We start from the raw sequence: 25904 nt of genomic DNA, 5'->3' as shown, positions 1-25904 counted from the left end.
GTCAGAGCATGAGGTTGTTATGTGTTGTTATACTGTCTGTTACGTTATTCTGTTGGTCACAGGATGTAAAAGGACAAGGTGCTGCTTCGCCGATCAGCTATGAGCGAAAGTTCTCGAAGGTAGAGTTGAGAGCAGATTTTAGATATTTGAGAAGTATTTTAGAACAAGAGCATCCAGGTGTTAATTGGTACACTTCAAAAGAATCTATGAACATAGCTTTTGAAGATGCCTATAAAAAGATAGCTGATGAAATGACCGAAAAGGACTTTGGGTTATTGCTCAAGCCTTTGGTCGCTAAAATTCGTTGTGGACATACAGACTTGCGTTTTTCGCCCGAAACTCGCAAATGGGAGCGTGCCAAAAATCGTAGTTTCGTGCTTCCGCTTGGCTTTTTTATCCAAGGCGACCGTCTTTTTATTGCTCGCAATGAAAGCAATGATGCCTCGCTAGTACTTGGTTCGGAGGTGTTGGAAATAGAAGGAAATACTGCTGGTAAAATTCTTCGAACATTAAGAAAATATTTGCCTGCTGATGGCTACGGCGAAGCTTTTAAGGATGCTACACTAGAGGCTGGTTTTTTTGACGAATACTATTTGAGTGTTTTTGGAGGAAAAGAAAAATATCAATTTTCCATCAAAAATGTACAAGGAGAAGTAAAATCACAGATACTAGAATTTAAACCAAGAGTTCCTACTGGCAATAGACCGCCTCGGTTATCTAAGGAGGACGAAACACAACGTCGTTTGACTCGTTTGCGTGGCTTAAGTTTCCCGAAAGAAGTTGCATCAACGGCTCTGTTGCGTATTTCTAGTTTTTCCTATGATGACTATGAGTCGTTTTTGATGACTCACGAAAGGTTTTTCCAAGAAATAGAACAAAATCACGCTGCGAACCTTATCATTGATTTACGCCAAAATTCAGGAGGAAATCATGAAATTGCCCTTGACCTGATGAAGTATTTGATGGATAGTACTTTTGTGCTAACCTCACATGCGGAGGCGCCCGTGATGATTCCATCTTTTATACTTAATAATGATGTAGAAGAACAAGATGCTAGTCGTGCTTTTTCGGAAAGAATCGTTAAAAAGTGTGGTGAAGGGACTTACTGCTTGAATGTCCCGTCGGTTGGAAAACATAAGCCTTACGAACAATACCGTTTTAAAGGCAACTTATATATCTTGATTGGTGAACAAACTTTTTCAGCTGCATCGAGTTTTGTGGCAAGTTTGAAAGAACAGCGTAAATCAACCTTAGTGGGTCGTGAGACGGGTGGGGGCGAAGCTGGTTGCAATGGAGGTATCATTTCTACGGTTGTTTTACCTGCTACTAAACTACGTTTGCAGTTTCCACATTTTAGAATTACAACAGCGGTTAAAGCTCCCAATATTGGTCGTGGAGTAATACCCAATGTCAATGTTGAATACACTATCCAAGAAAGACTTAATAAGGCTGATTTGGAACTAGAAAAAACCTACGAACTCATTCGAAGTGCCGAGATTAGTAAATTAGGGCATTGATTGTTTGATTTGAAAATGAGAGAATAGGTGATTATATTAAAAATTGTATTCTATCAGTAGTGACAAAATGCTTTGCGTCTTAAGCCGAGCCAGATGTAGCATAGGAATATCAAAAAAGGCGTTCGAAATTAATTTTTCGAACGCCTTTTTTGATACTAAATTTCAGAATGACACTTCTTTAGACGCAAAGCATTGCGTCTCTACGGGTAAAATTCAATTACCTTATTGCATCTCTTTTTATTTTTTTGAAAAAAAGAGTAAATTCCTGTAACCTTTCTAAACCAACTTGCATCCTATTGCCGTGAAAACGTTGGAATCAGACATATCTATTATTGAAAGAATCTTGGCAGGCGATAAAGCTGGGTATCGGGATTTGGCAAATCGTCATAAGGATTATGCCTTTACGGTAGCCTACAAAATCGTGGGTACACGCGAAGATGCTGAAGAGGTGGCTCAGGATGCCTTTATTCAGGCATTTCAGGCATTGCCACAGTTCAATAAGGAATCTAAATTTACGACATGGTTTTACAGAATTGTGTTTAATACAGCTTTGATGTTTAAACGCAAAAATCGCATACAAACCGACGACATTGAGGCTTCTCAATCGGCGCAAGCAGCTTCAGCGGATACTTCAGATGGAATGAAAAGTGCTGAACAGAAAAGATATATTCAAACGGCACTCAATCATCTTTCGCCCGACGACGTAACGATGATTACCTTGTTTTATTTAAAAGAACAGAGTTTAGAAGAAATCGCCCAAATCGTTGGGATTAGTGCTGATACGGCAAAAGTTAAACTTTGTCGTGCCCGAAAGCGTTTGGCTGAAGAGATGAAACGACTATTGGGCAATGAGTTACACAGTTTGGTATATTAACTTGGCTTTGAGCAGTCGGCTAGGAGCTTAATGATAAAATAGGTAGAAAATACTTTGTTGAGAGCTAAACTAAAGTTTATAATATGATTAGGTCTTGACCAACAATTCCACTTAGTGGGTGAATTTATTCACCTGAGACGAAAAAGTTTAACAGCTTCAATTTTAATACAATGAATATCACAGACGAAGAAATATTTGACATCCTCGATGGTATCGCCTCTGAGGAGCTTTTGCAAAGGCATGAGCGTCTGTTGCAAGAGGACGAAGAATACCAATTGCTATTTAAGGAATATGCTGCTACGCATGCCCTGTTGGGGGATTTGCCGATGGAGAAAACAGCAGTAAACTTTACGGATAAATTAATAGATCAATGGGAGCTTGCTCAAGAGCCTGAAGTAGTACTAAAACCTAAAAGCCATTTGCATCTATACTTCTTGGCAGTGATGTGTGCTTTGATTGTCCTGGTGGTTGCTTTGAGTTCGGGAATGCCTTCGGTGCAGTCAGTAAAAGTACCTTTAGATTTTAGTGTACTTACTAATATGATACATCAAAAAGAGCTTATCAACTTTATGTTAATGGCTAATGCTTTGCTTGCGGTATTTATTCTCGACAAAAAGGTGTTTAAACCTTATTTTAGAATGTAAGGTAAGTATTAGTGCTGTACGAAGGATTTTAAACAATTTTAGATTTGGGATTTCTGATTTCGGAAATAAGGTAAAATACCTTTATTTTCTGCAAAATATAGAAGATTACACTTCCGAAATCCGATATCCGAAATAAATAGTTTTATAATCCTTCGTACACGACTAACTCACAACTGATAAGTTGTTTCTACCGTTTTTACTTCAAAATTTTCCTTTTCTGAATCACAAACAGGGCAGCAATAATTATCTGGCAATTCTTCAAACTTCGTTCCTGCCTTGATTCCTTGCTGACTATCGCCCAATTTTTCGTCATAAATGGTCATACATACCTTGCATTGATGCACCTGATGCGTACTTGTGGAGTTCGCTTGAGGTTGTGCAGGCTTTTCTGTGATCGAAGCGGTACTTCTATGATAGTATCGTTTGGTAAGTCGTTGAAGAATTTCGGCAATATGTGTTTTATGAAGTCCTTTTTCAAATAAAACCAATTGACGGGAATTTGGATTGAAGTCTACCGTATGATACACATCATATACTTGTGTTAACCCTGCCAGTATTTTTCGTTTTTTGATTACTACCGAACCAAATACTTCTGACTTTGAGCGAGTCTGAATGGCAAAACACAAACCAAATGTACGAATATCCTCTTGGTCGAATTCACGGATAATGGTGTTTTTGAGTGCTAATCCTTCTCGACAATGATCTTCTACTTGCCAATTCAGCTCATTGGCTGCATGACGCACGTTGATACCATATTTTCCTAAGAGTTTGTCCCACGATGCTCTATCTTGGTTTTCTATACCTTTAATAATAAGCGATTTCCAAGGAGTTGTACAAATTTGTCCCACTTTGGTATCTAAACAGATTTTACAAACATCTAATAAAAAAGCCACCTCAAAAGTCTCATGACGACGATAGATACCTAACCAAGTTTTGTTGCCATAACGATTGAAACCTTCGTAATAAGGCAGCATAAATTGCGGTAGCACTAAATCTTCCTGTACAAGCTGTGAAATGATTTCGCCTTGGGCAATCATTTTTTCATAAATTTCCTCTTCTGATAAATCAGTTCCTGATAGCAGAATACCCTCTAATCGTTTTGAAACTTTAGAGATTTCGAGTGTATAAATCAATAAGGGAAACCTAAAAATAGTATTGGATTGCTTTTGACGAATATATAAATACCAAAAGTTCGGAATCGATGAGGCAATAAAGTTTAAGTTTCCCGTAAAAAAGGGCGTGAATGACTGTTGATAGTCTGATATATTGATTTTGAGTTGAGGTTGAAAATCAAAACCATCTAATACGTCACGATAAATACCTTCCGATAGCCATTGTCCCGTTTGGAACACCTCTTGGGCACAATAAGACGAAATAATGTTGGGGTATTGATGGGTATCAATTTCAAAATCAATTTGCATTGCTTCGAGGCTTTCACGTAGGCTAGGTAAGCCCGAACCACGCTGAGTATCAGCCTTTACCCACATCAATAATTGCTGACGAGCACCGATACTTACTTCTTTAACACCTGCTTTTTGTGCCATCAAAAGAATTCCTTCGAGCATCCCTGGTGAAGCAATGCCACCAGTCAGATTTATTTTAACTAAAGAGTAGTCTCGCATGATTTTAGTAATTTATACTTAACAATTTGATAATCAACTCTATATCACTTTTCCAATATAAAGTATAATTGCATTTCTTAAAATATAACTTTTTTGAGAAATATAATTTTATTTAGAAGAACTTTCTTGATTTTGTTCAAATTTTTTACCCTAATCCATTGCTATTCGAAAATAAGATTATAACTTTAAATCGTCAAACAAATGACACAAGTACAGTTTCTTAGTTTTAGACAGTCCAAAACAGGATAGCATTTAAGAAATTTTCTCAAAAATGAACCTTTTTTAGTAGATATGACTTTTCTAAGAAATTTGATGTTTCACTCTCATAAATAATGAATACCATGAAAAACAACAATGTAATCAAAGCTATGTTCGTAGCAGCTGCTATGACTTGTTTGTCAAACGTAAGTGCAATCGCTAACTCAAATGATGAAGAAGCATTTGTAAAGTCTAAAATCGCTCCAGTTACTAACAGCCTTAGCTTCAACGTTTGGGTAGAAAAACCAAACAACAAAAAAGTTACTGTAGTAGTAGTTGACAAAGACAACAACGAAGTACACCGTGAGTACGTTGACGCTAAATCAGGTAAATTTGCAAAAACTTTTGATTTCTCTAACTTGAGCGATGGTAAATACACTATCCAAGTTCTTAGCTCAAACATCGACGTTATCGACGCTAAAACTTTCGAAATCAAAACTAACTTTGTTACTACTCGTGATTTAGTAGTGGCTCGTCAGAAATAATTAATGACGACCTATGACGATGACATGTTTTAACCTCAGAAATATAGGTTCTTTGGAATTGAATTACTGGAATTTAGAAGCTCGTTTCTAATTCCAGTAATTTGATTCCGGAGCCTAAAAGGTTAAAAATCATCTTTTCCAGTACACTTCAGAAAAACCTTCCTTTCTCGTTTTTCCTTTTCTATTCCAACCTTCTTTCTGGTAACTACTTCTCTGCTAAAGCATCTTCTTTTTTGCTTAGCGATTCTAATATTGCTTTTACTTCTGGTCTGCAACTTCCACAGCCTGTTCCAGCGCCTGTTTGCGAACACAATTGTGTAAAATCTTTACAACCTCCAGCAATTGCATTTTTGAGGTTGCCTTCTCCCACATTATTACACGAGCATACCAATTTTCCCATTACAGGATCTGCTTTTTTGCCCGAACGCAACAATTCCATTCGTTTGTCTGAAAGCTCAATTTTATTCCCAATCAAATCTTTAAACTCCAAGAATTCTGATTTATCACCAATCAAAATAGCACCTACCAATTTGTCTCGGTGAACAATACATTTTTTGTAATAACGCTTGGCTTTATCGATAAAGATAATTTCCTCATATTCAGGATTATTCGTAGGCGCATCAATCATGCCCAATGAGCATAATTGTACTCCTTGGATTTTCATGATATTCATCGAAAGCGAACCTTGGTAATAACTTGCCCAGTCACCCGCAATATATTTAGCAATAATTTCGGCTTGATGCTCGGCAGCAGCCGTGATACCCCACATTTCGCCACGCCATTGTGCCATTTCGCCAGCGGCAAAAATAGAAGGATCAGACGTTTGCAAATAATCATTGACCACCACTCCACGTTTTACTTCCAATCCTGCGGCTTTGGCAATTTCGGTGTTAGGCGTAGTCCCAATTGCAAATACAGCAACTTGCGCATCGATTCGTCGTCCTGATTTAAGACGAACTCCTTCTAATTGGTCGGTTCCATAAATAGACGAAACCTCATCATTATAAAATACTTCAATGCCCAAGTCTACGATTTCATGATGGAGCATTTCTGAGCCAAGCTTGTCGAGCTGGCGGTCCATAAAACGACCACTTCGCTGAATTACAGTAACTTCGATATTCATTTCTCGAAGAGAAGCCGCTAATTCCAAGCCTAACAAACCGCCCCCTACAATCACAGCATGGGGATTAGGTTGTTGTAAAAAAGGCATTAAACTATCGGCATCGATACGAGAACGCATATTGAAAATACCAGGAATCTTAGGAACGCTCGGAGGCATAAAGGCTCTTGATCCCATACCCAACATTAATCTGTCGTAGGTGTGTTCTTGACCCAAAGAATCAGTTAAAACTTTGTTGGCACGGTCAATATGCACAATTTCTACGCCTTTATGTACGTGGATATTTGCCTCCGCAAATTGGTCTTCACGAAGCTTGACCAACTGTTCCCAATTTTGTGCTCCTGAGATATAGTCAGGAAGCATTACTCTATTATAAAAGGGATAGATTTCTTTTGAAAAAACATGAATCTCATCTTGTTGATTGAGTTCACGATAGGCTTTGATAAAACCCAATCCTGCCGAACCTGCACCAATAAGTACAATTTTTTCAACAGGTTTTTGATAAGGTAAAACCTGTACCGCAGAATACTTAAAATCTGGCTCTTTTGAGCGTGGATCAACCAAGGTATTGGTTAGGTTATTGGTGCGACCAAAAGTTTTTTCTTGGATTTTTCCAAAGTGCATCGGCATAAAACATACGCCCTGTTTGATGTCGGTTGTAATTTTTGCCTTAATGCGAGCCTCGCCACGGATAGTTTTTACCTCTACAATTTGATTTTCGGTGATACCTCTCTCGGCAGCATCCTTTGGATGTATTTCGATAAAAGGCTGTGAAATATGTTGATTTAGTTTATTCACCTTACCCGTTTTGGTCATGGTATGCCATTGGTCACGAATACGACCCGTGGTAAGGATTAGGGGAAATTCTTTACTCAAAGCCTCAGACTGATTTTGGTCTGGGACAGCATGAATTTTGGCACGACGATTTGCGGTATAAAATTGGTTATCCGTAAAAAGTCGTTTAGTACCCACATAATCAGGGTCTTGAATAGCCTTTTCTTGTGGATATGGCCATTGTACAGAGCGTTTTTGTTGTAAAACTTCATAGCTCAAACCCGAAATGTCAATGTTAGTTCCGACTGTCGAACGACAATGTTCGGCGTAGACTTCGGCTGTATTTTGATAATCAAAAGCCTTTTCGAAGCCCATTTTCTGAGCAAACTCTACAATGATTTGTGTATCGTCTTTGGCTTCGCCAGGAGCGTTAATTAATTTGGGTAAAAAGGTAATACGGCGTTCGGAGTTGGTGAAAACGGAGTTTTTTTCCGCCCATGATGCCGCAGGTAATACGACATCGGCATATTTAACAGTATCCGAACGGTTCGAAATATCTTGTACTACGACATATTTAGCGTTTTGTAAACCTTTTTCAACGGCGTTGATATTGGGTAAGCTCACCATCGGGTTGGTACAAACAATCCAGATAGCTTTCATGCGACCATCCGCCAAGGCTTCGAACATTTCGGTAGCGGTAAAACCTGGCTTATCAGAGATTTTGGTTCCACCCCAAAAAGCTTGAACTTCTTCTCTATGGGCTGGATTAAGCAAATCTCTATGCGCTGGTAGCATATTAGCCAAACCACCTACCTCACGTCCGCCCATGGCATTGGGCTGTCCTGTAAGCGAGAAAGGACCATTTCCCTCTTTCCCAATTTTACCAGTAATCAAATGCAAATCAATGAGAGATAGGTTTTTGTTTACGCCAATAACCGACTGATTAAGTCCCATTGTCCACATCGACATAAAGCCTTTGGCTTCATGAATATAGCGAGCGGCTAAATAAATTTCTTCAGAAGATATACCGCAAATTTCGGCAGCCTCTGATATACTTCTCTGCATAACTTGGTCTTTGTAAGCTTCAAAGCCATCTGCATGAGATACAATAAAATCAGTATCAATCCAGTCGTTTTCAATCAAAGCCCTTCCGATGGCGTTAGTGAGTGTAACATCGGTGCCTGGCGTAATTTGCAAGTGCAAATCAGCTTGTGAGGCCGTTTGAGTACGACGTGGGTCTACTACAATAATTTTGATATGAGGATTGGCTTGTTTGTGCGCTTCGACTCTTCGCCAGATAATTGGGTGTGCCCAAGCAGGATTGGCACCTGTTACCAAGAAAGTATCAGCTAGTTCGATGTCATCATAACAAACAGGCACTGAGTCTTCGCCGAGGGTAAGTTTGTAACCTACTACCGCCGACGACATACACAAGCGAGAGTTGGTATCGATATTATTAGAACCAATAAAACCCTTGATGAGCTTATTGATAACGTAATATTCTTCGGTAGAGCATTGTCCTGAAACGTAGAATCCGACAGCATCGGGACCGTATTTTTTGATAATAGCTTTAAAAACAGCCGCTGTGCGGTCAAGTGCTTGGTCCCACGATACACGCTGTAGAGGCATATCACGGTTGTAGCGCATGGTCGGATACAACAAACGGTCGGAAGTGTCCATCACTGTGTAGTGAAGATTCATACCTTTTGAACAGAGCATACCTTTGCTTGAAGGATGTGACTTGTCTCCTTCAAGGGTCAACTTTCCTTTGCCGTGGTCGGTTAGCACTACACCGCAGCCCACGCCACAATAAGAGCAGGTTGACTTTACTTGTTTCTTGTTGGACAGAATACTCATATACAAAGTGTTTTATTTTGTTTCAAAAGTGTTTCATCCCGAATTTTCCGCAAATATGGCATGGTTTATGATAAATGCTAAGAAGATTATTCCTTCAATAATCGCCCTACTTTTGCATAAATTGATATGAGAATTGCGGAATTCATAAATTCTTGAAACCCTAATTCGGTATGATCATCGGCCGCTACTGATGTCATTGGTTTTTGACACCGCTATGTTGGAAACTATCAGCTCGATTAGACCAGTTTGAGACTTTTCATATCAATGAAAAGTAAGAGTCTTGCCCGAAATCTGTGATTTCGGGCTTTTTTATACCTATTAGTCTTCAATAGAAAACTTATCAAACAACAATCCTAATAGCTCATCATGAATTCGGATGTATTCGGGGTCGTGAGCAATTGCTTTTTTATTACGGGGTCTTTCTAGATTAACATCTACAATCTTTTTGATAGTAGCTGCTGGGCCATTATTCATTACCACTACTTTATCTGATAAGAAAATCGCCTCCTCTATGTCGTGGGTTACCATCACGATAGTTTTGTTACGATTATCTAGGTTCCACAATTTCAATAATTCAATGTGCATCGAACCTTTGGTAAGAGCATCCAATGCCCCGAATGGCTCGTCCAATAACAAAATGCTTGGGTTGATGGCAAATGCACGAGCAATGGCTACTCGTTGTTTCATCCCACCCGACAACTGACTTGGCAATTTGTCTTTGTGTGAGGTAAGATTTACCATTTCGATATAATGGTTGACAATAGCGTGTTTTTCGTCAGTAGATTTATGCTTAAACACCGAATCTACAGCGACAAATATATTTTTGTACACCGACATCCACGGCAACAACGAGTAGTTTTGAAATACGATACCACGATCAGGACCTGGTCCTTTTACCACTTTATCGTTGGCGATTACTTCGCCTGAAGTAGGCAATACCATACCTGAAATAGTATTCATCAAAGTTGATTTTCCACAACCAGAGTGACCGATTAGGGAAATAATTTCGCCTCTTTTGATGTCGAGAGATATATCCTTTACGGCTGTAAACTTTCCTTTAGGTGTTGAGAAAGATACCTCAACGTTGTTGATACTGATAGCCGTTTCACGACTATTAATTTTATGAAAATCATTGGCCGAATCGACCAAATTGAGTGATTTATTGCTAGTATTCATTTGTGGCAAAGGGTTTAGGTTTTACTTTTGGTTATAAGAAAAAGCATTTTGTAAGGCATTGAAGCCTTTATCCAACAAAAGTCCTACGGTACCGATAATCAAAATCGCTACGAGGATACGCTCCAATGAAAGGGCATTCCAACTATCCCAAACAAAGAACCCAATACCAACGCCACCAGAAAGCATTTCGCCTGCTACGATTACCATCCACGCTACGCCAATCGAGAGACGCAAGCCTGTAATGATATGTGGAATAGAATAAGGCAACATGATTTTGGTAATGTATTTCCAAGTAGAAAAACCAAAAGCTTTACCTACATTTTTATGGTCATCAGGAATACTCGCCACACCAAAAGCTGTGTTAATAAGCGTTGGCCATAATGAAGTAATCATGATGATAAAAATAGTAGCTCCTTCTGCCGCTTTGAAAGCCAACAAGCCTAATGGAAACCAAGCCAAAGGCGACACAGGGCGTAAAATCTGAACAATAGGGTTGAGGAGTTTCATCCCAGTTTTAGAAGACCCCATCAACAAGCCAAGAGGAATAGCTACGATACTTCCAGCTCCAAAACCACTAAAAACACGGATTAATGAACTTACCAATTGGTTGCCGATACCTTTATCGTTGGGACCACGGTCATAAAATGGTTCACTCATGAGTTCCATAAATACTTGCCACGTGGCTACAGGTCCAGGAATTTCGTTTTTAGTTAAAATTGTTACCAACTGCCACAAGCCTATCAGCACCAACATACTTCCGATAAAGTAAAGCGCATTACTAATCGAATTTTTGAGAGAAAATGAATTCATGATATGGTATGTTTGGGTACTTCCTTGCTTGTCACAAGGAAGTACTGTGGAAATCTTATTTACGAGTTGCTTTCAAATAATCGTCGATATTGGCTGGATCGAAGTTTACGTCATACGTAGTTTTGAAAGGCTTCATATCTGGTTGCATAGGTACTGCCATTTCTTTTGCTACTTCTTGGTACAAATCATCCAAAATCAATTTTTCGACAATCGCTTTATAATTTGGCTCAGCCTTTAGATAACCAAAACGGACATACTGTGCCAAAAACCACATTGCGTGAGATTTGCGAGGCATATTCACGACACCATTGTTATAAAAAGTCATGTAGTCGTCCTTGTATTTTTGAACACCCAAGTCGCAACCCAAATCGTTTGAACCTAACAAGCGAGCTTCAATCACTGGCAATGCAGCATTTACATAATAGGGTTTTGTTAACCATGAAGCTGCTTTTTTACGATTACCCATATTGTCTAACCAGCGACAAGCTTCAATGATAGCTTTCATCACTTTTTTCAAATCTTCTTTATCTTCTGCGGCAAATTTGCTGTTGACAACCAAAGCTTTTTCTGGGTGATGTTTCCAAATATCTTGTGATGCAATATGTGTAAATCCTACGTTTTGAGTAGCGGCAACACCATTCCAAGGTTCACCTACGCAATAGCCTTCCATATTGTCTACACGCATATTTGCTACCATTTGTGGCGGTGGAATGGTGATGATTCCTACTGATTTTTGATTGACACCTGCTGCTGCTAACCAGTTTCGTAACCATATATCATGGGTTCCTCCTGGGAAAGTCATAGCGAAGGTAACTTCCTTGCGAGTCTGAACATTTTTTACGGCAGCTACTACTTTATTTACTTCTTTGAAACCAACCATGCCGCAGAAGTCTTTCGAAAGGGTGATACCTTGCCCATTGTTGTTGATTACCATGGCAATCTTCATTTCTGAGCCAGCTTTACCACCAATTCCTGTATATACTGACAAGGGCATCGAGAAAAGACAGTGCGCTCCATCCAATTCACCATTCAAGATTTTATCACGAACATTGGCCCATGAAGCTTCTTTCGAAAGCTCAACATCGACACCATATTTTGCGAATAATCCCAACTCTTTAGCGGCTACTAGCGGAGCGCAGTCTGTCAGTGGAATAAACCCTAATCTTATTTTCTTTCCAGAAGGTGTCGGATTGGCCGACAATTGTAGTGTTGTAGCTACTAAACATACCAACACTAATACTTGCTTCAACAGAGTTTTTGCGTTCATAACGATTATGAAATGGTTTAAACTATCCTTAGACCGACCCCCATCAGTCTAAGGAAGTTGTATAATGAAAAATTAGTAAGTCAGTTAAAAGGTACAAAGTGAACAGGCACAAAGTCACAAAGTGGTTTCATATTATGAGTTAAACTATGGAATTAAGTCTAAATGATATGGAGTTTAGAGTGTTGATAACTTGATGTTTACATTCACAACTCACCACTCAAAATTCATCACTCAAAACTATCTTAACGCTACTGGTTTTGAGTAAAAGAAATCTGGACGAATGTTAATCATTGCATAAAACCATGTGCCTGTTTTGTCGTAAGTTGCTGTTGCACTTTGTGCTTTGGCAATTGGCATACTGTCGGTCGCATTCATGATTGAATAGCCCAATTCGATATTGGTAAACTTGTTCATGTTGTAATTCAACGTAAAGTCTAACTCAGTACCTAATTGGTTGTTAATTGTGTTTTTGATACCATCAGAACCTGTTTTTACCATAGCTTTGTTTAAGGCAAATGAGTGATAATCCAAGCCAACTGTCAATACATTGGTCGTATATTTTACCTTGAAATAAGCATTGTTCAAGCCTCCTGCTGGTGCACCTGTACCTACATAAAAGTAATCCATATAGCCCCAGTGACGGTGTGGTGTTCCATAAAGTGGGTCAAAGCGATTGTCTTTGCCACTAGGATTTACAGCATCATTTCCTGAAAGAACATCATATCCTGGCGTAAAAGCCCATTTGCCTTTTTGGTAAGTTGCCGAAAGCGTGTAGTGATAAGCATCCATGTCTACCCCATCACGATTTTTGCCTGTTTGCGCATAATATGCTCCTTGGAAAGCAATTTTACCAAATCCTGAAGCATTGCCCAACGTGTGATTAACCATCAAACCATAAGTTACACGACTGTTAACCCCTTTTTGTCCTCTAAAATCTTTTCCATACAAATACCCTGTCGTACTGTTTCCAACCAAGGTATCCATCTTATATTTTCCAAAATCATCATTGAAAAATAGACCTGAAAATTTGGTCTGATTAAACTTACGTGATATATATACGCTTTTGAATGATTTGTAATCTTGCGTCGCACCGTTGGTACTTGGATTACTCGTAAATACTGCTCCGTTTGGAATCGTTCCTGCGGGTACTGCTACCAAAGCGCCTTTCGAATTGGGCATATACTGTGGTGTGTTGGCAGGCGTATAAATGGTTCCAGTTGTATTAAAAGCATCAGTATTTTGGTTAAAAGCATAACCAACATCAAACTGCCAACCTGAGTGCATTCCTTTGAGTAATACCATGTCGTGACGACGACCTTGTTGTAACCAATCCAAATTTCCTATTAATCTTACATCGTCATAACTTAATTCTTGGCGACCAATTTTGATTGAAAGTTGATCAACTGCCTTGAATTTAATCGTAGTGTCAGCTTTGTTGGCTAAGGTTACCTCAGCCCATCCTTCATGTAACATCAGGCGACTGCCATCGTTGTTTGAGATACTCGAAGCATCTTGTCCCCATACACGAATGTCCTGAACGGTAGCTCCAAATGTTACTCGATCCCATTTGTATCCAAAAATCAAGCGAGTACGTTGAGAGGTAAATGCCGCAGCATCTGAACCTGTCGGTACTAAATTACCTAGTCCATTACGAACCTCAGTACGAGTTCTAACTTGACCTTGAAGAGTGAATTGTGCCTTCGACACAAAGTGAGTAGAAACCCCCACCAATAAGGCTAAAGCAGCCTTGATTTTGTAAGTTTTTTTCATACTTTTGTAGCTGATTGTAAGATTTTAACAGAGTTTTGCGATTTTCGCCCGAATTGAGACCCCCATCTCATTCGGGTTTTTTTGTTTGTTTTAAAAGAAAAATAGATGTGAATGGTAGATTTTTGATTTCCAATTTTAGGATTTACTACTATAATTCCGAAATCAAAAATCCTAAATCTGAAATATCATTTAGGCCATTTCTGGTTCTAACTTTAATTTTTCTGAAGTTTGTGATTGTTTTTCGAAACGACTTATGGCTACCACTAAGCCAATAGCGCCTACCACTAAACCGATATAGAAGAAAGCTTGGTTATAAGTAATGTTTTCAGATTTGAATAAAAAGCCTGCTAGCACACCACCAAGGTTGCCACCAGCACCTACGATTCCTGAAACAGAGCCTACATTTTTTGAATCAATAAAAGGTACGATTGCATAAGTGGCACCATTTGCCATTTTCAAGAAGAACGCAAAACCTAACATCGCTACCACTGCCATAGCCAAAGAATTGGTTTGAGCAAAGAGAATAATACCTATACCCTCAAAAGTCAACAATCCTGCTAATAACCAACCTTTACCACGCATTCCCATTTTAGCACCTACTTTATCGGCTACGATTCCACCGATGGCTCTTGCAAACAAGTTCATGAATCCGAAGATACCTGCCAATAAGCCTGCTGTTGCTAAATCACATTTGAAGTATTCTGAAAAGTATAAAGCGGCTACATTGTCGAACGTAATTTCGATACCAAAACAAGCTCCATACGCTAAAAACAAAATCCATGTACGAAAATCAGAGGCTGCTGCCCAGAACGAACCTTTTGTTTGTTGTTGGCGAGTAATTTCTGAGAAGTTACCGGCTGGCGTATCTTTTGTATAACGGAAGTACACAAATGCCATTACCAATAAAATTACTCCAGGAATCATCATAGCTAATCTCCATGCTTCAGGTTTGGTATAACCCGCTCCAACAAATGTTGCAAATACTAAAGGCATAACCATGTTGGTGATACCACCACCCAAGTTACCCCAGCCTCCTGCTACAGCGTTGGCGGTTCCTTTAATTTTAGGAGCGAACATCATGGAAGTATGGTATTGTGTAATCACAAATGATGCGCCAATAACACCAATAGCAAGACGAAACAATAAGAAGCTTTCGTAGCTATTCGCCAAACCAATACCAATTACAGGAATAGAGCCAAGGAGTAGCAAACCAGTGTACGTCAAACGTGGACCTAACGTGTCGCATAAACGTCCGATAATCAATCGAGCAAAAATTGTTGCCGAAACCGAAGCAATCATTACATTTCCGATTTGAGCTTTGGTAAGTCCCAAATCATCTTTGACGATTTTCATCAATGGCGCGATGCCAAACCAACCAAAGAAGCAAAAGAAAAAAGTAATCCATGTAATATGAAAAGTCTTCATTTGGATTCCTTTCCACGACAATACATTCAAGGACTCTAACGGAGCCCTGTTTGATACAGAGTTTTGCGATAACATAATTTATTCCTGTTTTCAGTAACATGATTGCCCCCACAATCATAATACAGATGGTTTTACATTCGCCCCCACGAATGACCATTTTCAACTAACTGTTGAAGGGAAATAAAGAACTAAAGAGCCCAGAAAGCGAGCAAGGTATAAGATTTATTAATTTTGAGAGTGTTGATGAAAAATGAAGTAGTCTAATTTATCAAGGTAATTAGTGGAACGGTTTCGCAGAATTATCGTTGAAACCTTTTTGTTTTATATAGTGCTTGATTACGTTCTAACTAAAATGAAATGTCCTTAACCACGCATCGTTCTAATTTCTTCTTTTAGGTAAGTTTCTATAAACTCTGGATGAAGACTTACCACTTCGCCAATGACAATCACTGCTGGATTGCTGAGTTTTTTAGTTTTTACTTTTGATACAATATCCTCAATGGTTCCGACAAGATACTTGGCGTTGTCGCGTGTGCCATTTTGAACTATTGCTACTGGTGTATCTTGTTTTTGGTAGTCTGTAAAAATAGCACAAATCTGTTCTAATTTACTCATACCCATCAGCACTACCACCGTTGCGGTTGACTGTGCCGCTAGTTTAATATCATTTGAAAGTTCGCCTGTTTTGGTCGTGCCAGTAATTACCCAAAAACTTTCAGCATATCCTCTCGTGGTAACTGGAATTCCTACCGAAGCTGGCGCCGCAATGGCAGAAGTAACACCCGAAATCACTTCACAAGGAATATTAAATGAACGAACATATTCTATTTCTTCGAAGCCTCTTCCAAAAACAAAAGGATCGCCACCTTTGAGCCTTACTACATGTCCATATTCAAGTGCCAATTGTACTATCTGATAATTGATTTGCTCTTGCGTATAAACATATTTACCTAAGCGTTTTCCCACATATACTTTTACGGCATCTGGCTTGGCATACGCCAAAAGTTCTTCATTAGCTAAGGCATCATAGAGAATAACATCTGCTGACTCTATTGCTTTGATGCCTTTTAGAGTAATTAACTCTATATCACCTGGGCCAGCTCCAATCAAACTTATTCTTGGAATATTCATATTCTATTCTTTTTTGATATTTTTGCTTATGATTGAAACTACTCAGTTATGATTTCGATACAAAAATGGCATAAAAATGTTTAAATCCAAAATTTAAGTTAAAATTTTAGGTATTTTTTTGAAAAAATTTGCAAAATCAATAAAAATAGGTTTAAATTTGATACATAAATCAAGGGGTTGTGGGAAAAAATGAATAAATTTGTTATAGAATTAATACAATTAGATTCAATTTTTCATTTAGTATTTATAGTGATAAATAACTAATTACACATTCTCTATTTACCACACAGTATCTGAGTATTTATTACTAGTTAGTTAAAAATACTTAACTTTTTTAAAGACAAACTTCACAACGGCTTAAATAGAGTAAAGATACTCACACCTTAATAGGGTATCTATATGAATCAGTAATCAAGCATTTATCATCCTATAAATAACCATCAAATGAAAAAGAAAATTGTCGTAGTGGGGAACGGCATGGTGGGGTATAAGTTTTGTGAAAAGCTTATTGCAAAAGACGCCGCTCAGGAGTTTGATTTGGTTGTATTTGGCGAAGAAATTCGTCCAGCTTACGACCGTGTACATTTGTCTGCATACTTCGCTGGTAAAACAGTAGAAGACTTGACAATGGCTCCTGCAAGTTGGTATGCCGAAAATGGCATTACCCTTCACCTTTCTGACCCAATCGTGGACATCGATAGAGATGCCAAGACGGTTCGCTCGCACCATGGTTTGGTCGAGGCGTATGATTATTTAGTATTAGCTACGGGCTCGGCTGCCTTTGTGCCTCCGATTCCTGGCGTTGAAAAAGACGGAGTGTTTGTGTATCGTACTATTGAAGATTTGGATATGATGCAGAATCATGCCAAAAAAGCCAAAAAAGGTGCGGTGATCGGTGGAGGTTTGTTGGGTCTTGAAGCAGCTAAGGCATTGCTCGACCTAGGATTAGAAGAAACGCATGTAATCGAATTTGCACCAAGACTAATGCCTCGCCAAGTAGATGATGCAGGCTCAAAAATGCTTCAGACTAAGTTAGAAGAATTAGGTTTGAAGATACATTTGAATAAGAATACCCAAGAAATTCGTGGCAATGGCGCTATCTCTTCGATGCTCTTTGCTGATGGAGTAGAGTTGGAAGTAGATATGTTAGTGATTTCGGCAGGTATCAAACCTCGCGACGAAGTAGCTCGCATTGCAGGATTAGAAGTAGGTGTGCGTGGAGGTGTGATTGTAAATGATTATTTGCAGACTTCAGACCCAAATATTTATGCTATTGGCGAATGTGCTTTGGCTCATCACATGATATATGGCTTGGTTGCACCAGGTTATGAAATGGCAGATGTAGTAGTAAATCAATTGGTAAAGGATAAAGATAAATCATTCAAGCCGTTTGATATGTCTACTAAACTCAAATTGATTGGGGTAGATGTGGCAAGTTTTGGAGATGCTTTTATTCAAGAACCCAATTGTCAGACTATCGTTTACGAAAATTCTGCGAAAGGTATTTATAAAAGAATCAATATCTCCAACGATGGCAAGTATTTGCTCGGAGGAATTTTGATTGGCGATGCAGAGCAATATAATATGCTTTTGCAAAATGTCAAAAACCAAACAGTTCTTCCTCCTGACCCAGAGGACTTGATGCTCGGGGCTCGGGGAGGCAAGGAAGAATCAGGTGCTGGTGTAATGGCATTACCAGACGACGCTTCGATTTGTTCATGTGAAGCTATATCAAAAGGACAAATCTGTGGGGAAGTTTTGGCAGGAAATAATACGCTTGACGCTATTAAAAAATGTACGAAAGCGGGTACTGGTTGCGGTGGTTGTGTACCAATGGTAAAAGACCTCATTAACGAAACCATGAAAAGCCAAGGGGTGTATATCCGCAATATCATTTGCGAACACTTTGATTATACACGCCAAGAGCTTTTTGACCTTGTCAAAATCAAAGGATATAAAACCTATGAGGAGGCTTTGGATGGATTGGGTCACGGCGATGGGTGCGAAACTTGTAAGCCTGCTGTAGCTTCTATCTTGGCAAGTTTATGGAACGAGATGATTTTGGTAAAAGGCAATGACACTGTTCAAGATTCGAACGACCGTTATTTGGCTAATATCCAGAAAAATGGCACTTACTCGGTTGTCCCTCGTATCCCTGGCGGAGAAATAACGCCAGATAAATTGATTGTAATTGGACAAGTCGCGTTGAAATACGGACTTTACACCAAAATCACAGGTGGTCAGCGTATCGACCTTTTTGGTGCTCACGTATCAGACTTGCCTGCCATTTGGGAGGAATTGGTCAATGCTGGATTTGAGTCAGGACACGCTTATGGCAAGGCATTACGTACTGTAAAGTCTTGTGTGGGGTCTACTTGGTGTCGTTTTGGTTTGCATGATTCTGTATCTTTTGCCATCGAAATCGAAGAGCGCTACCGTGGACTGAGAGCGCCTCATAAGTTTAAATCGGCAGTTTCGGGCTGTACACGTGAGTGTGCCGAAGCGCAATCGAAAGACTTTGGAATTATCGCTACCGAGAAAGGTTGGAACTTATATGTATGTGGCAACGGCGGCGTAAAGCCTCAACACGCTTTATTATTAGCCAGCGACATCGACTCAGAAACCTGTATTAAGTACATCGACCGTTTCTTGATGTTTTATATCAAAACGGCAGAACCTTTGACTCGTACTGCCACATGGCTCAATAAACTCGACGGTGGAATAGATTATCTCAAAGCCGTTGTAATCGATGATGTATTAGGCTTAAATAAGCAGTTTGAAGATGAAATGAATATGCTAGTAGAGGCATATCGTTGTGAATGGAAAGAGGTAGTAACAAACCCTGAGCTTCGCAAACGTTTTACACACTTTGTCAATGCGCCACACGTAAAAGACCCGAATGTCAAATTCGAGCCAATGCGTGACCAAATTAAAGCAGCAGAGTGGGTGAAATAATGATTCAACAGATTGAAGGCAATAGATTGCTATTGCCCAAAGTCCTTAAAAAGCAAATACAATGAGCAACATATTAGAAGAAGATACTCTTGTTTGGCATTTGGCATGTTCAGAAGCCGACATACCCGAAAATGGCGGAGCTTGTGCACTCATCGAGGGAGAACAAATCGCTATTTATAATTTTAAAAGAAGAGGTGAATGGTTTGCCACACAAAATCTTTGCCCACATCGCCAACAAATGGCTCTTTCGAGAGGCATGATTGGCTCGACGGGCGAAGAACAAGAACCTAAAGTGGCTTGCCCTTTTCATAAAAAGACTTTTTCCTTGAAAACAGGAGCTTGTCTTTCTGGCGACGATTATCAGATTCAAACCTATCCCGTGAAAGTAGAAAACGGAATGGTTTACGTAGGCTTGTAACGACCCAATACAGCTTTGGGCTTGTTTTTAGCTTCTTATTTTAGGACAAGTCCAAAGCAAAATATTATACTTTTAAGATTTTTTTGAAACAATTTGATAACCAGTAAATTACTTGAAACGACTTAGCGATTTATTTCGAAAAATTGGTATATTTCAGGTTATGAGGCCTTTAGATACCCAAGTTTTTCAACGATTGACCCGCTTGTATGTGATTGCACTTACAACGGTTGCCGCTTTGTCTATGTCAGGACAATTGGTTATTCAATTGTTTCTACACCAATTACTAGACGATTCTCATGTTATTAATATCGCAGGTCGTCAAAGAATGCTCAGTCAGCGATTATGTAAAACATCGATTTTGCTTTGTCGCCCTGATATTTTTCCTGCCGATGCCGAGCACTATTCGCAAGATATTAAAGATATTATTCGACTGTGGGAAGGCTGTCACAATGGGTTGAAAGGAGGAGAGTTAGATACGCCTGAGCAAACCTATACGGTTCGCAACAGTCCTACTATTGATAGTTTATTTTTGGAGCTAAATCCGATTTTTACGGTTATGCTTACCAATGCCAAAACTATCAGTTACATTATTGAGAACCCTGTAAAAAACCAAGCAGATACGCTTCATACTTCGCTTCAGCAAATCTTGAGTAATGAGCGTAATTTCTTGAAAATGATGGATAAAATCGTTTTCCAATACGATAAAGAAGCCAGTCAACGAGTGGATACCATTAAGCGTATCGAGTTGATTTTGTTTGTGTTATTATTTGTCGTTTTGGTACTCGAAGGACTCTTGATATTTAGACCAATAGCCAACTATATCAGAGTGGTTATAAAAAAACTGACTGATTCAGAAACAGAATTGCGTGACTCCAATGAGATGCTCGTAACTACCCAAGCGGCGCTAGTTCAGGCTACAGAGGAGAAATATAAATTACAATTAGCAGAAGAAAAAGTACGCTCAGCTTCTTTGATGGAGGGGCAGGAGCTAGAGCGCAAGCGTCTCGCTCGTGAGCTGCATGATGGTATTGGCCAGATGCTCACAGGCTTACGATTGCTTGGAGAAAGAGTACGAAGTACGCCATTTACCAACGAAAAACAAGAAAAGTCTTTTGAGGAGCTACAGAAATTGATTCAAGAAACCATTGAGGCTACTCGTACAGTTTCTTTCAATTTGGCACCATCGGTATTAAGTGATTATGGATTGGGACCTGCCGTGAGAATTTTGGCAGAGCAAACTTCTAAAATGTCAGGAGTGGGAATAGATTTTCATGATAATATTCAGAAGCGACTTCCTGAAAATATTGAAACTACTCTATATCGTATTGCCCAAGAAGCTTTACACAATGCCGTAAAATACGCTGATGCTAGTTTGATAAGTATTCATTTGGAGGAAGCCAATCAACGTGTTTTAATGCATATTATCGACAACGGCAAAGGTTTTGAAGTTGGTCCAAGTAAAAAAGGCTTGGGAAGTAATGGCTTGAAAAATATGCAAACTCGTAGTAATTTATTGAACGGACAATTCAAAATACAGTCAGGAATTGGAAAAGGAACTGCTATTCAGGTGGTTATTCCTTTATCGAATAAAAAGAAGTCATCCACTATTTCAAAGAAAAAACCATTAACTCAACAGACAACGATATGAATCCTATAAAAGTATTACTAGCCGACGACCACGATGTGGTGCGTAAAGGCATGAAAATGCTCCTTGAGGACGAAGAGGGTGTACTTGTAATTGGCGAAGCTGCCGACGGTGCCGAAGCTATCGAAAAAGTAAAAGCTTTGATGCCCGATGTGGTTATCTTAGATCTTACTATGCCCAAAATGACAGGTATCGAAGCTGCCGCTGTAATTTCACAGGAATATCCATCGGTGAGAATCTTGATTTTCTCGATGCACAACAACCGTGAATACATCATCAATTCTGTAGAGAATGGTGCAAGTGGATATTTGCTAAAAGATACAGGTAAAGACGAGTTACTTCGTGCTTTAAGCGTTGTTTCGGAAGGTCGTAAGTATTTTCCACCTGAAATATCCGAAGTGATTATTGACGAATTACTGGCAAAAAATCTTTCGGGAGGTGCGCCTGTGGAAAGCAAGCCTATTTTTCAGAAAATTACGCCTAAAGAGCGCCAAATTCTTGACCTTATTGTGCAAGGATATAATAGCCGTGAAATTGCAGATAAGCTGTTTTTGAGTATTCGTACTGTAGACAATCACCGTGCGAATATGATGAAGAAAACTAAAGCAAAAAATACCGCTGATTTAGTAAAAATGGCAATACAGTAACCATTGAGTGAGTTGAGATTGAGTGAATGAGTGATTTTTATCTATCTCATTCACTCAAATATTAATGGGCAAAACCTTAACCTACAATAGGCTAAAATCTTCAATATGATGCTTGGAAGCTATAAAAAATATTTTACCGAGTACTCATAGCCGATAACCGAAAGCTCAATAATGCAGCATTAAGTTGAACGAGTTAATGAGATAAAAAAATTACACTCAGAACTCATCACTCATACTTATATCGCGCGTTTTAATGTTAAAGTTGTTACAAACAAGCCATTACCTCTTTTTACCACAAAATTGAGAGGTTTTCCTTCGCCTTTTTGGAATAACTTGTACAGCTCACTTATGGATATATCGCGCGAAGATTTGTCATTCACAAATAATAATTTGTCCCCTTCTTGTAAACCTGCACTTTCAGCAGGAGAATTAGCCTCGATTCTTTCAATCAAGTACTCGTTATAGTTCTGACCTTTGGCTGCCAATTCCATTCCTGTCATATTATGTTCAAAAGGCTCTTTAAGATTTTTGTTTGAGGCTTTCAAAACAATATATTGATCTCTGTAGTTGAAAGTAACTCTGAATCTTCTCAAAAACTCACAACCAATATTTCCTTGACGAGGATTTACCATGACATTAGGAATTACTTTGTAGGAGTTACTATCAGGAAAGGACGCAACCAAGTTTTGTAAGGTATATTTCCCAATCTTTAACTTTTGAATACGACCTAATTTGCCATTAATAATACCGCTTAGTCCTCTACCCAACTGAGCGCTAATGAGCTTTTGTGGAAGCTTGATTTTAGAGTTAGCTGTTGCATCCAACGAAAGGGCATGACCTGCTCCTGTATCTAACACTACTTTGATAGGAACGCTAGTAACGCTATCTACAAGCTCAAGTGTATTGAGATAAGGTTTTTTATCTTCAATCGAAATCGGAATTTTTTCTCCTTTTGAAGGTTTGTATTTATAGTTATCAGGATTTTGAAAGGTTATTTCCCTCATATTAAAATCAATAGTTACTGCAAACCTGTCAAATAGTTCATAGCCAATAATTCCATGTATGGGACGTCCAACAAATTCACTTAACTTGAGGATGTCTTCTTTCAGGATAACCAAATTTTGGTGGTATCCTGTCACTTCCCCCATTTGAATGGTATTATTAAGTACGATATTAGCCTCCAATTTTTCACCTTCGCCAGCTCCTGCAATCTTAACTTTTCGAATAGGAATCAGGTTTTGTTTTTGTAGGCAAGTAGGGTCTGTAATCAGGATTGTGCTTACACCAGTGTCGAGGATAAAGTGTAAGGTATCTGAATTATTGATTTTTAATGGGATGATGATTAAATTTGCCTGAAGCTCAAAAGGAATTTTAGTAATTTTCCTATTTTTAATAAATTGAAACCCAAATTTTTCTTCCACAACCTTTTCCTTGGTTCGAGTGGGAGAAAGTGACTTAGGAAAGCCAAGCGACGTCACGAAAGCATGATGGATGAATGCGAATTGCTGCTCATGAGAAATAAAAACAATGAACAGCGCAAGAACAATTTTCAATAAAGAGGTTCTCATATTCTTGTCTGTTTAGTATCTATCTAATTTATAGTATTTTAGGATATAAAACAAATGTTTTTCTTAGATTGTTTAAATTTATCATTGGAAAGATACAAAAGCTAAAAAGAGCCCTTAGAATTAATTATATTTAGGAAAATTAGCAATGATAAAGCAGTAAAACCGCCAGATTTCTGCAAGAATTTTATAGATGATATCAACGATTAATCGCTAGTTTTATAGAACTGATTACCGAGTATTCATCAATACCCACATTCCCATAAAAACCAACGCCCATGTCCAAAGTAGTTATTAAACCAATACTCTATGCTGCACTAGCAGGAGGACTTTTGTCTTCTTGTGTTAGCCAGCAAAAATACCAAGCGCTCATACAAGACAAAGACCGTCTTGACGTAAGTGTCGAACGAGCACACAAAGAAATTAAGGAACTGAAGGAAACCAAGCTCAACTTAGAAGATCAAATCAAATACAAAAACGTGGAGATTGCTAAGCTAGAGAATCAGGTAAGTATCATCAAAAAGCAAGCAGATGCAATGGGGCAAAAATTTGATGAGCTGGAGGACCAAATGAAAAAAATGAGTGCCGACCTAGAAAGCAAAAAATATGAAAGTGCTTTACTTGTGGCAAGTTATGAGCGTAAAATTGCAGAATTACAATTGCTTGGCTCAAAGCTTAAAGCCAAAAAGAAAGCTAAAGTCACCAAAAAGACCGATAAAATACTAGCCGTCAAAAACTAGGCTGTATAAAGATCAATGGGAGCCTCGCAATATTTGTGAGGCTTTTTTTATGAAAGCTAAAAGGTTGATTTTTAGGAAAAGAGTTCTGCCATTTGCGAGAGGATACTCAATTATGCTTCGCCGAAACAAATCCCTAAATTTTTAGTGCAAAGCATATTTTATCTATAAATTTGTAGGGTAATTAAGTTTCAACCAAAAAACAGTGGTTCAATAGATTCAGCGCAAGCTGTTTCTCTCCCCGACTTTACTTAAAAAAATGAGAAAGAAAATCGTTGCTGGTAACTGGAAAATGAACAAAACAGCTGAAGAAGCATTAATCTTAGCTTCTGAAGTGGCAAACATGGTGAAAGATGAAGTTTCTACAGACGTTACTGTAGTTATTGCTTCTCCGTCTTTGTACTTGAGTACTTTGACAAAATATGCTGAGCCAGTAGTAAATTTGGGTATTTCGGCTCAAAACTGCCACCAAAAAGCCTCTGGTGCTTATACAGGTGAAATCTCAGCTCCAATGTTGAAATCAATCGGTGTAGAATATGTAATCTTAGGTCACTCTGAGCGTCGTCAGTACTTTGGCGAAACTAATGAGCAATTGGCTGAAAAAGTAAATATCTCTCTTGAAAATGGTTTGACTCCAATCTTCTGTTGTGGAGAATCTCTAGATCAACGCAATGCTCCAGGATACTTGGAGTTTGTAGCTTCACAATTGACTGATAGCCTTTTCCACTTGTCAGTAGAAGATTTCGGTAAAGTAGTAATTGCTTACGAACCAATCTGGGCAATCGGTACAGGTGTAACAGCATCTTCTGATCAGGCACAAGAAATGCACGCATTCTTGCGCGCTCACGTTGCTACAAAATACGGACAAGAAGTAGCAGATAATACTTCTATTTTGTACGGTGGTAGCTGTAACGAGAAAAACGCTCCTGAGTTGTTTTCTCGTGAAGATATCGACGGTGGCCTAATCGGTGGTGCATCATTGAAATCTCGTGAATTTGTGAATATCGCAAAATCATTCTAGTTGATATAGGTTATAAGTTATTTGTTAGTCGTTATTAGAGACGAACCCAAGTACAAGCGATAAATTAGTAGTGTACGAAGGATTTCCAACTATTTCAGATTTCTGATTTCGGAAATAAAGTAAAATACCTTTATTTTTTACAAAAAAGAAGGTTACACTTCCGAAATCCAACATCCGATATTCGAA

The 25904-nt window shown here is 38.7% G+C and carries 19 protein-coding genes; 10 read left to right on the top strand and 9 right to left on the bottom strand.

Annotated features, from left to right (window positions below):
• Positions 1 to 8: 8 nt before the first annotated feature.
• The 3 genes from QM481_RS12575 to QM481_RS12565 all read left to right on the top strand — a co-directional run bounded on the left by QM481_RS12575 (position 9) and on the right by QM481_RS12565 (position 3035).
• Positions 9 to 1517 carry a S41 family peptidase gene (locus tag QM481_RS12575; RefSeq protein WP_283382014.1) on the top strand — a complete coding sequence of 503 codons (1509 nt, stop codon included), beginning with the start codon at positions 9 to 11 and terminating at the stop codon, positions 1515 to 1517.
• Positions 1518 to 1827: 310 nt separating this feature from the next.
• A complete protein-coding gene (locus QM481_RS12570) occupies positions 1828 to 2391 on the top strand; it encodes an RNA polymerase sigma factor (RefSeq protein WP_283382013.1) in 564 nt (187 codons plus the stop codon).
• Positions 2392 to 2561: 170 nt separating this feature from the next.
• Complete coding sequence (locus QM481_RS12565; RefSeq protein WP_283382012.1) at positions 2562 to 3035, top strand: hypothetical protein; 474 nt, start codon at positions 2562 to 2564, stop codon at positions 3033 to 3035.
• 167 nt (positions 3036 to 3202) lie between these two features.
• On the opposite strand, the gene QM481_RS12560 is transcribed toward QM481_RS12565, so the two are convergent.
• Positions 3203 to 4657: a rubredoxin gene (locus QM481_RS12560; protein WP_283382011.1), complete on the bottom strand. Its 1455-nt coding sequence runs from the start codon at positions 4655 to 4657 to the stop codon at positions 3203 to 3205.
• A 341-nt stretch (positions 4658 to 4998) separates the two neighbouring features.
• Here QM481_RS12560 and QM481_RS12555 point away from each other — a divergent pair, with 341 nt between their 5' ends.
• Complete coding sequence (locus QM481_RS12555; RefSeq protein ID WP_141234883.1) at positions 4999 to 5400, top strand: T9SS type A sorting domain-containing protein; 402 nt, start codon at positions 4999 to 5001, stop codon at positions 5398 to 5400.
• A gap of 205 nt (positions 5401 to 5605) precedes the next feature.
• On the opposite strand, the gene QM481_RS12550 is transcribed toward QM481_RS12555, so the two are convergent.
• From QM481_RS12550 to cobA, 7 genes are all read right to left on the bottom strand, one after another.
• Positions 5606 to 9151 carry a nitrate reductase gene (locus QM481_RS12550; RefSeq protein ID WP_283382010.1) on the bottom strand — a complete coding sequence of 1182 codons (3546 nt, stop codon included), beginning with the start codon at positions 9149 to 9151 and terminating at the stop codon, positions 5606 to 5608.
• A 318-nt stretch (positions 9152 to 9469) separates the two neighbouring features.
• Complete coding sequence (locus QM481_RS12545) at positions 9470 to 10327, bottom strand: ABC transporter ATP-binding protein (protein WP_283382009.1); 858 nt, start codon at positions 10325 to 10327, stop codon at positions 9470 to 9472.
• A gap of 21 nt (positions 10328 to 10348) precedes the next feature.
• On the bottom strand, positions 10349 to 11137 hold the full coding sequence (gene ntrB, locus QM481_RS12540; RefSeq protein ID WP_166549633.1) for a nitrate ABC transporter permease: 789 nt from the start codon (positions 11135 to 11137) through the stop codon (positions 10349 to 10351).
• A 55-nt stretch (positions 11138 to 11192) separates the two neighbouring features.
• A complete protein-coding gene (locus tag QM481_RS12535; protein WP_283371473.1) occupies positions 11193 to 12404 on the bottom strand; it encodes a CmpA/NrtA family ABC transporter substrate-binding protein in 1212 nt (403 codons plus the stop codon).
• A gap of 237 nt (positions 12405 to 12641) precedes the next feature.
• The gene (locus QM481_RS12530) at positions 12642 to 14174 is read right to left on the bottom strand and encodes an alginate export family protein (protein ID WP_283382008.1); all 1533 of its coding nucleotides are present in this window, start codon (positions 14172 to 14174) and stop codon (positions 12642 to 12644) included.
• 189 nt (positions 14175 to 14363) lie between these two features.
• Positions 14364 to 15674 (bottom strand): NarK family nitrate/nitrite MFS transporter, encoded by a 1311-nt coding sequence (locus QM481_RS12525; protein ID WP_283382007.1) that lies wholly within the window; start codon positions 15672 to 15674, stop codon positions 14364 to 14366.
• Between the two features lie 288 nt (positions 15675 to 15962).
• Positions 15963 to 16730, bottom strand: coding sequence for a uroporphyrinogen-III C-methyltransferase (gene cobA / locus QM481_RS12520; RefSeq protein ID WP_283382006.1), 768 nt, complete (start codon positions 16728 to 16730; stop codon positions 15963 to 15965).
• A 444-nt stretch (positions 16731 to 17174) separates the two neighbouring features.
• Here cobA and nirB point away from each other — a divergent pair, with 444 nt between their 5' ends.
• The 4 genes from nirB to QM481_RS12500 all read left to right on the top strand — a co-directional run bounded on the left by nirB (position 17175) and on the right by QM481_RS12500 (position 22395).
• Positions 17175 to 19685: a nitrite reductase large subunit NirB gene (gene nirB, locus QM481_RS12515; RefSeq protein WP_283382005.1), complete on the top strand. Its 2511-nt coding sequence runs from the start codon at positions 17175 to 17177 to the stop codon at positions 19683 to 19685.
• A gap of 61 nt (positions 19686 to 19746) precedes the next feature.
• Positions 19747 to 20103 carry a nitrite reductase small subunit NirD gene (nirD, locus tag QM481_RS12510; RefSeq protein WP_283382004.1) on the top strand — a complete coding sequence of 119 codons (357 nt, stop codon included), beginning with the start codon at positions 19747 to 19749 and terminating at the stop codon, positions 20101 to 20103.
• Between the two features lie 160 nt (positions 20104 to 20263).
• Positions 20264 to 21751, top strand: coding sequence for an ATP-binding protein (locus QM481_RS12505; protein WP_283382003.1), 1488 nt, complete (start codon positions 20264 to 20266; stop codon positions 21749 to 21751).
• Positions 21748 to 22395 (top strand): response regulator, encoded by a 648-nt coding sequence (locus tag QM481_RS12500; RefSeq protein WP_166549641.1) that lies wholly within the window; start codon positions 21748 to 21750, stop codon positions 22393 to 22395. The genes QM481_RS12505 and QM481_RS12500 overlap by 4 nt, the downstream gene beginning before the upstream one ends.
• A gap of 236 nt (positions 22396 to 22631) precedes the next feature.
• Here the strand turns inward: QM481_RS12500 and QM481_RS12495 are convergent, their stop codons facing one another.
• On the bottom strand, positions 22632 to 23963 hold the full coding sequence (locus tag QM481_RS12495; protein WP_283382002.1) for an aspartyl protease family protein: 1332 nt from the start codon (positions 23961 to 23963) through the stop codon (positions 22632 to 22634).
• A 275-nt stretch (positions 23964 to 24238) separates the two neighbouring features.
• On the opposite strand from QM481_RS12495, the gene QM481_RS12490 reads away from it, so the two are divergent.
• Together QM481_RS12490 and tpiA are read left to right on the top strand one after the other, a co-directional pair.
• On the top strand, positions 24239 to 24700 hold the full coding sequence (locus QM481_RS12490) for a coiled-coil domain-containing protein (RefSeq protein ID WP_283382001.1): 462 nt from the start codon (positions 24239 to 24241) through the stop codon (positions 24698 to 24700).
• A gap of 256 nt (positions 24701 to 24956) precedes the next feature.
• On the top strand, positions 24957 to 25718 hold the full coding sequence (gene tpiA / locus QM481_RS12485; RefSeq protein WP_166549644.1) for a triose-phosphate isomerase: 762 nt from the start codon (positions 24957 to 24959) through the stop codon (positions 25716 to 25718).
• Positions 25719 to 25904 lie beyond the last annotated feature (186 nt).

Origin of the sequence: Flectobacillus rivi (genome assembly GCF_030056655.1) — a bacterium.
GTDB classification, from domain to species: Bacteria; Bacteroidota; Bacteroidia; order Cytophagales; family Spirosomataceae; genus Flectobacillus; species Flectobacillus rivi.
The sequence above is the reverse complement of the archived record's forward strand: the minus strand, read 5'-3'. Positions and strand labels throughout refer to the sequence as shown.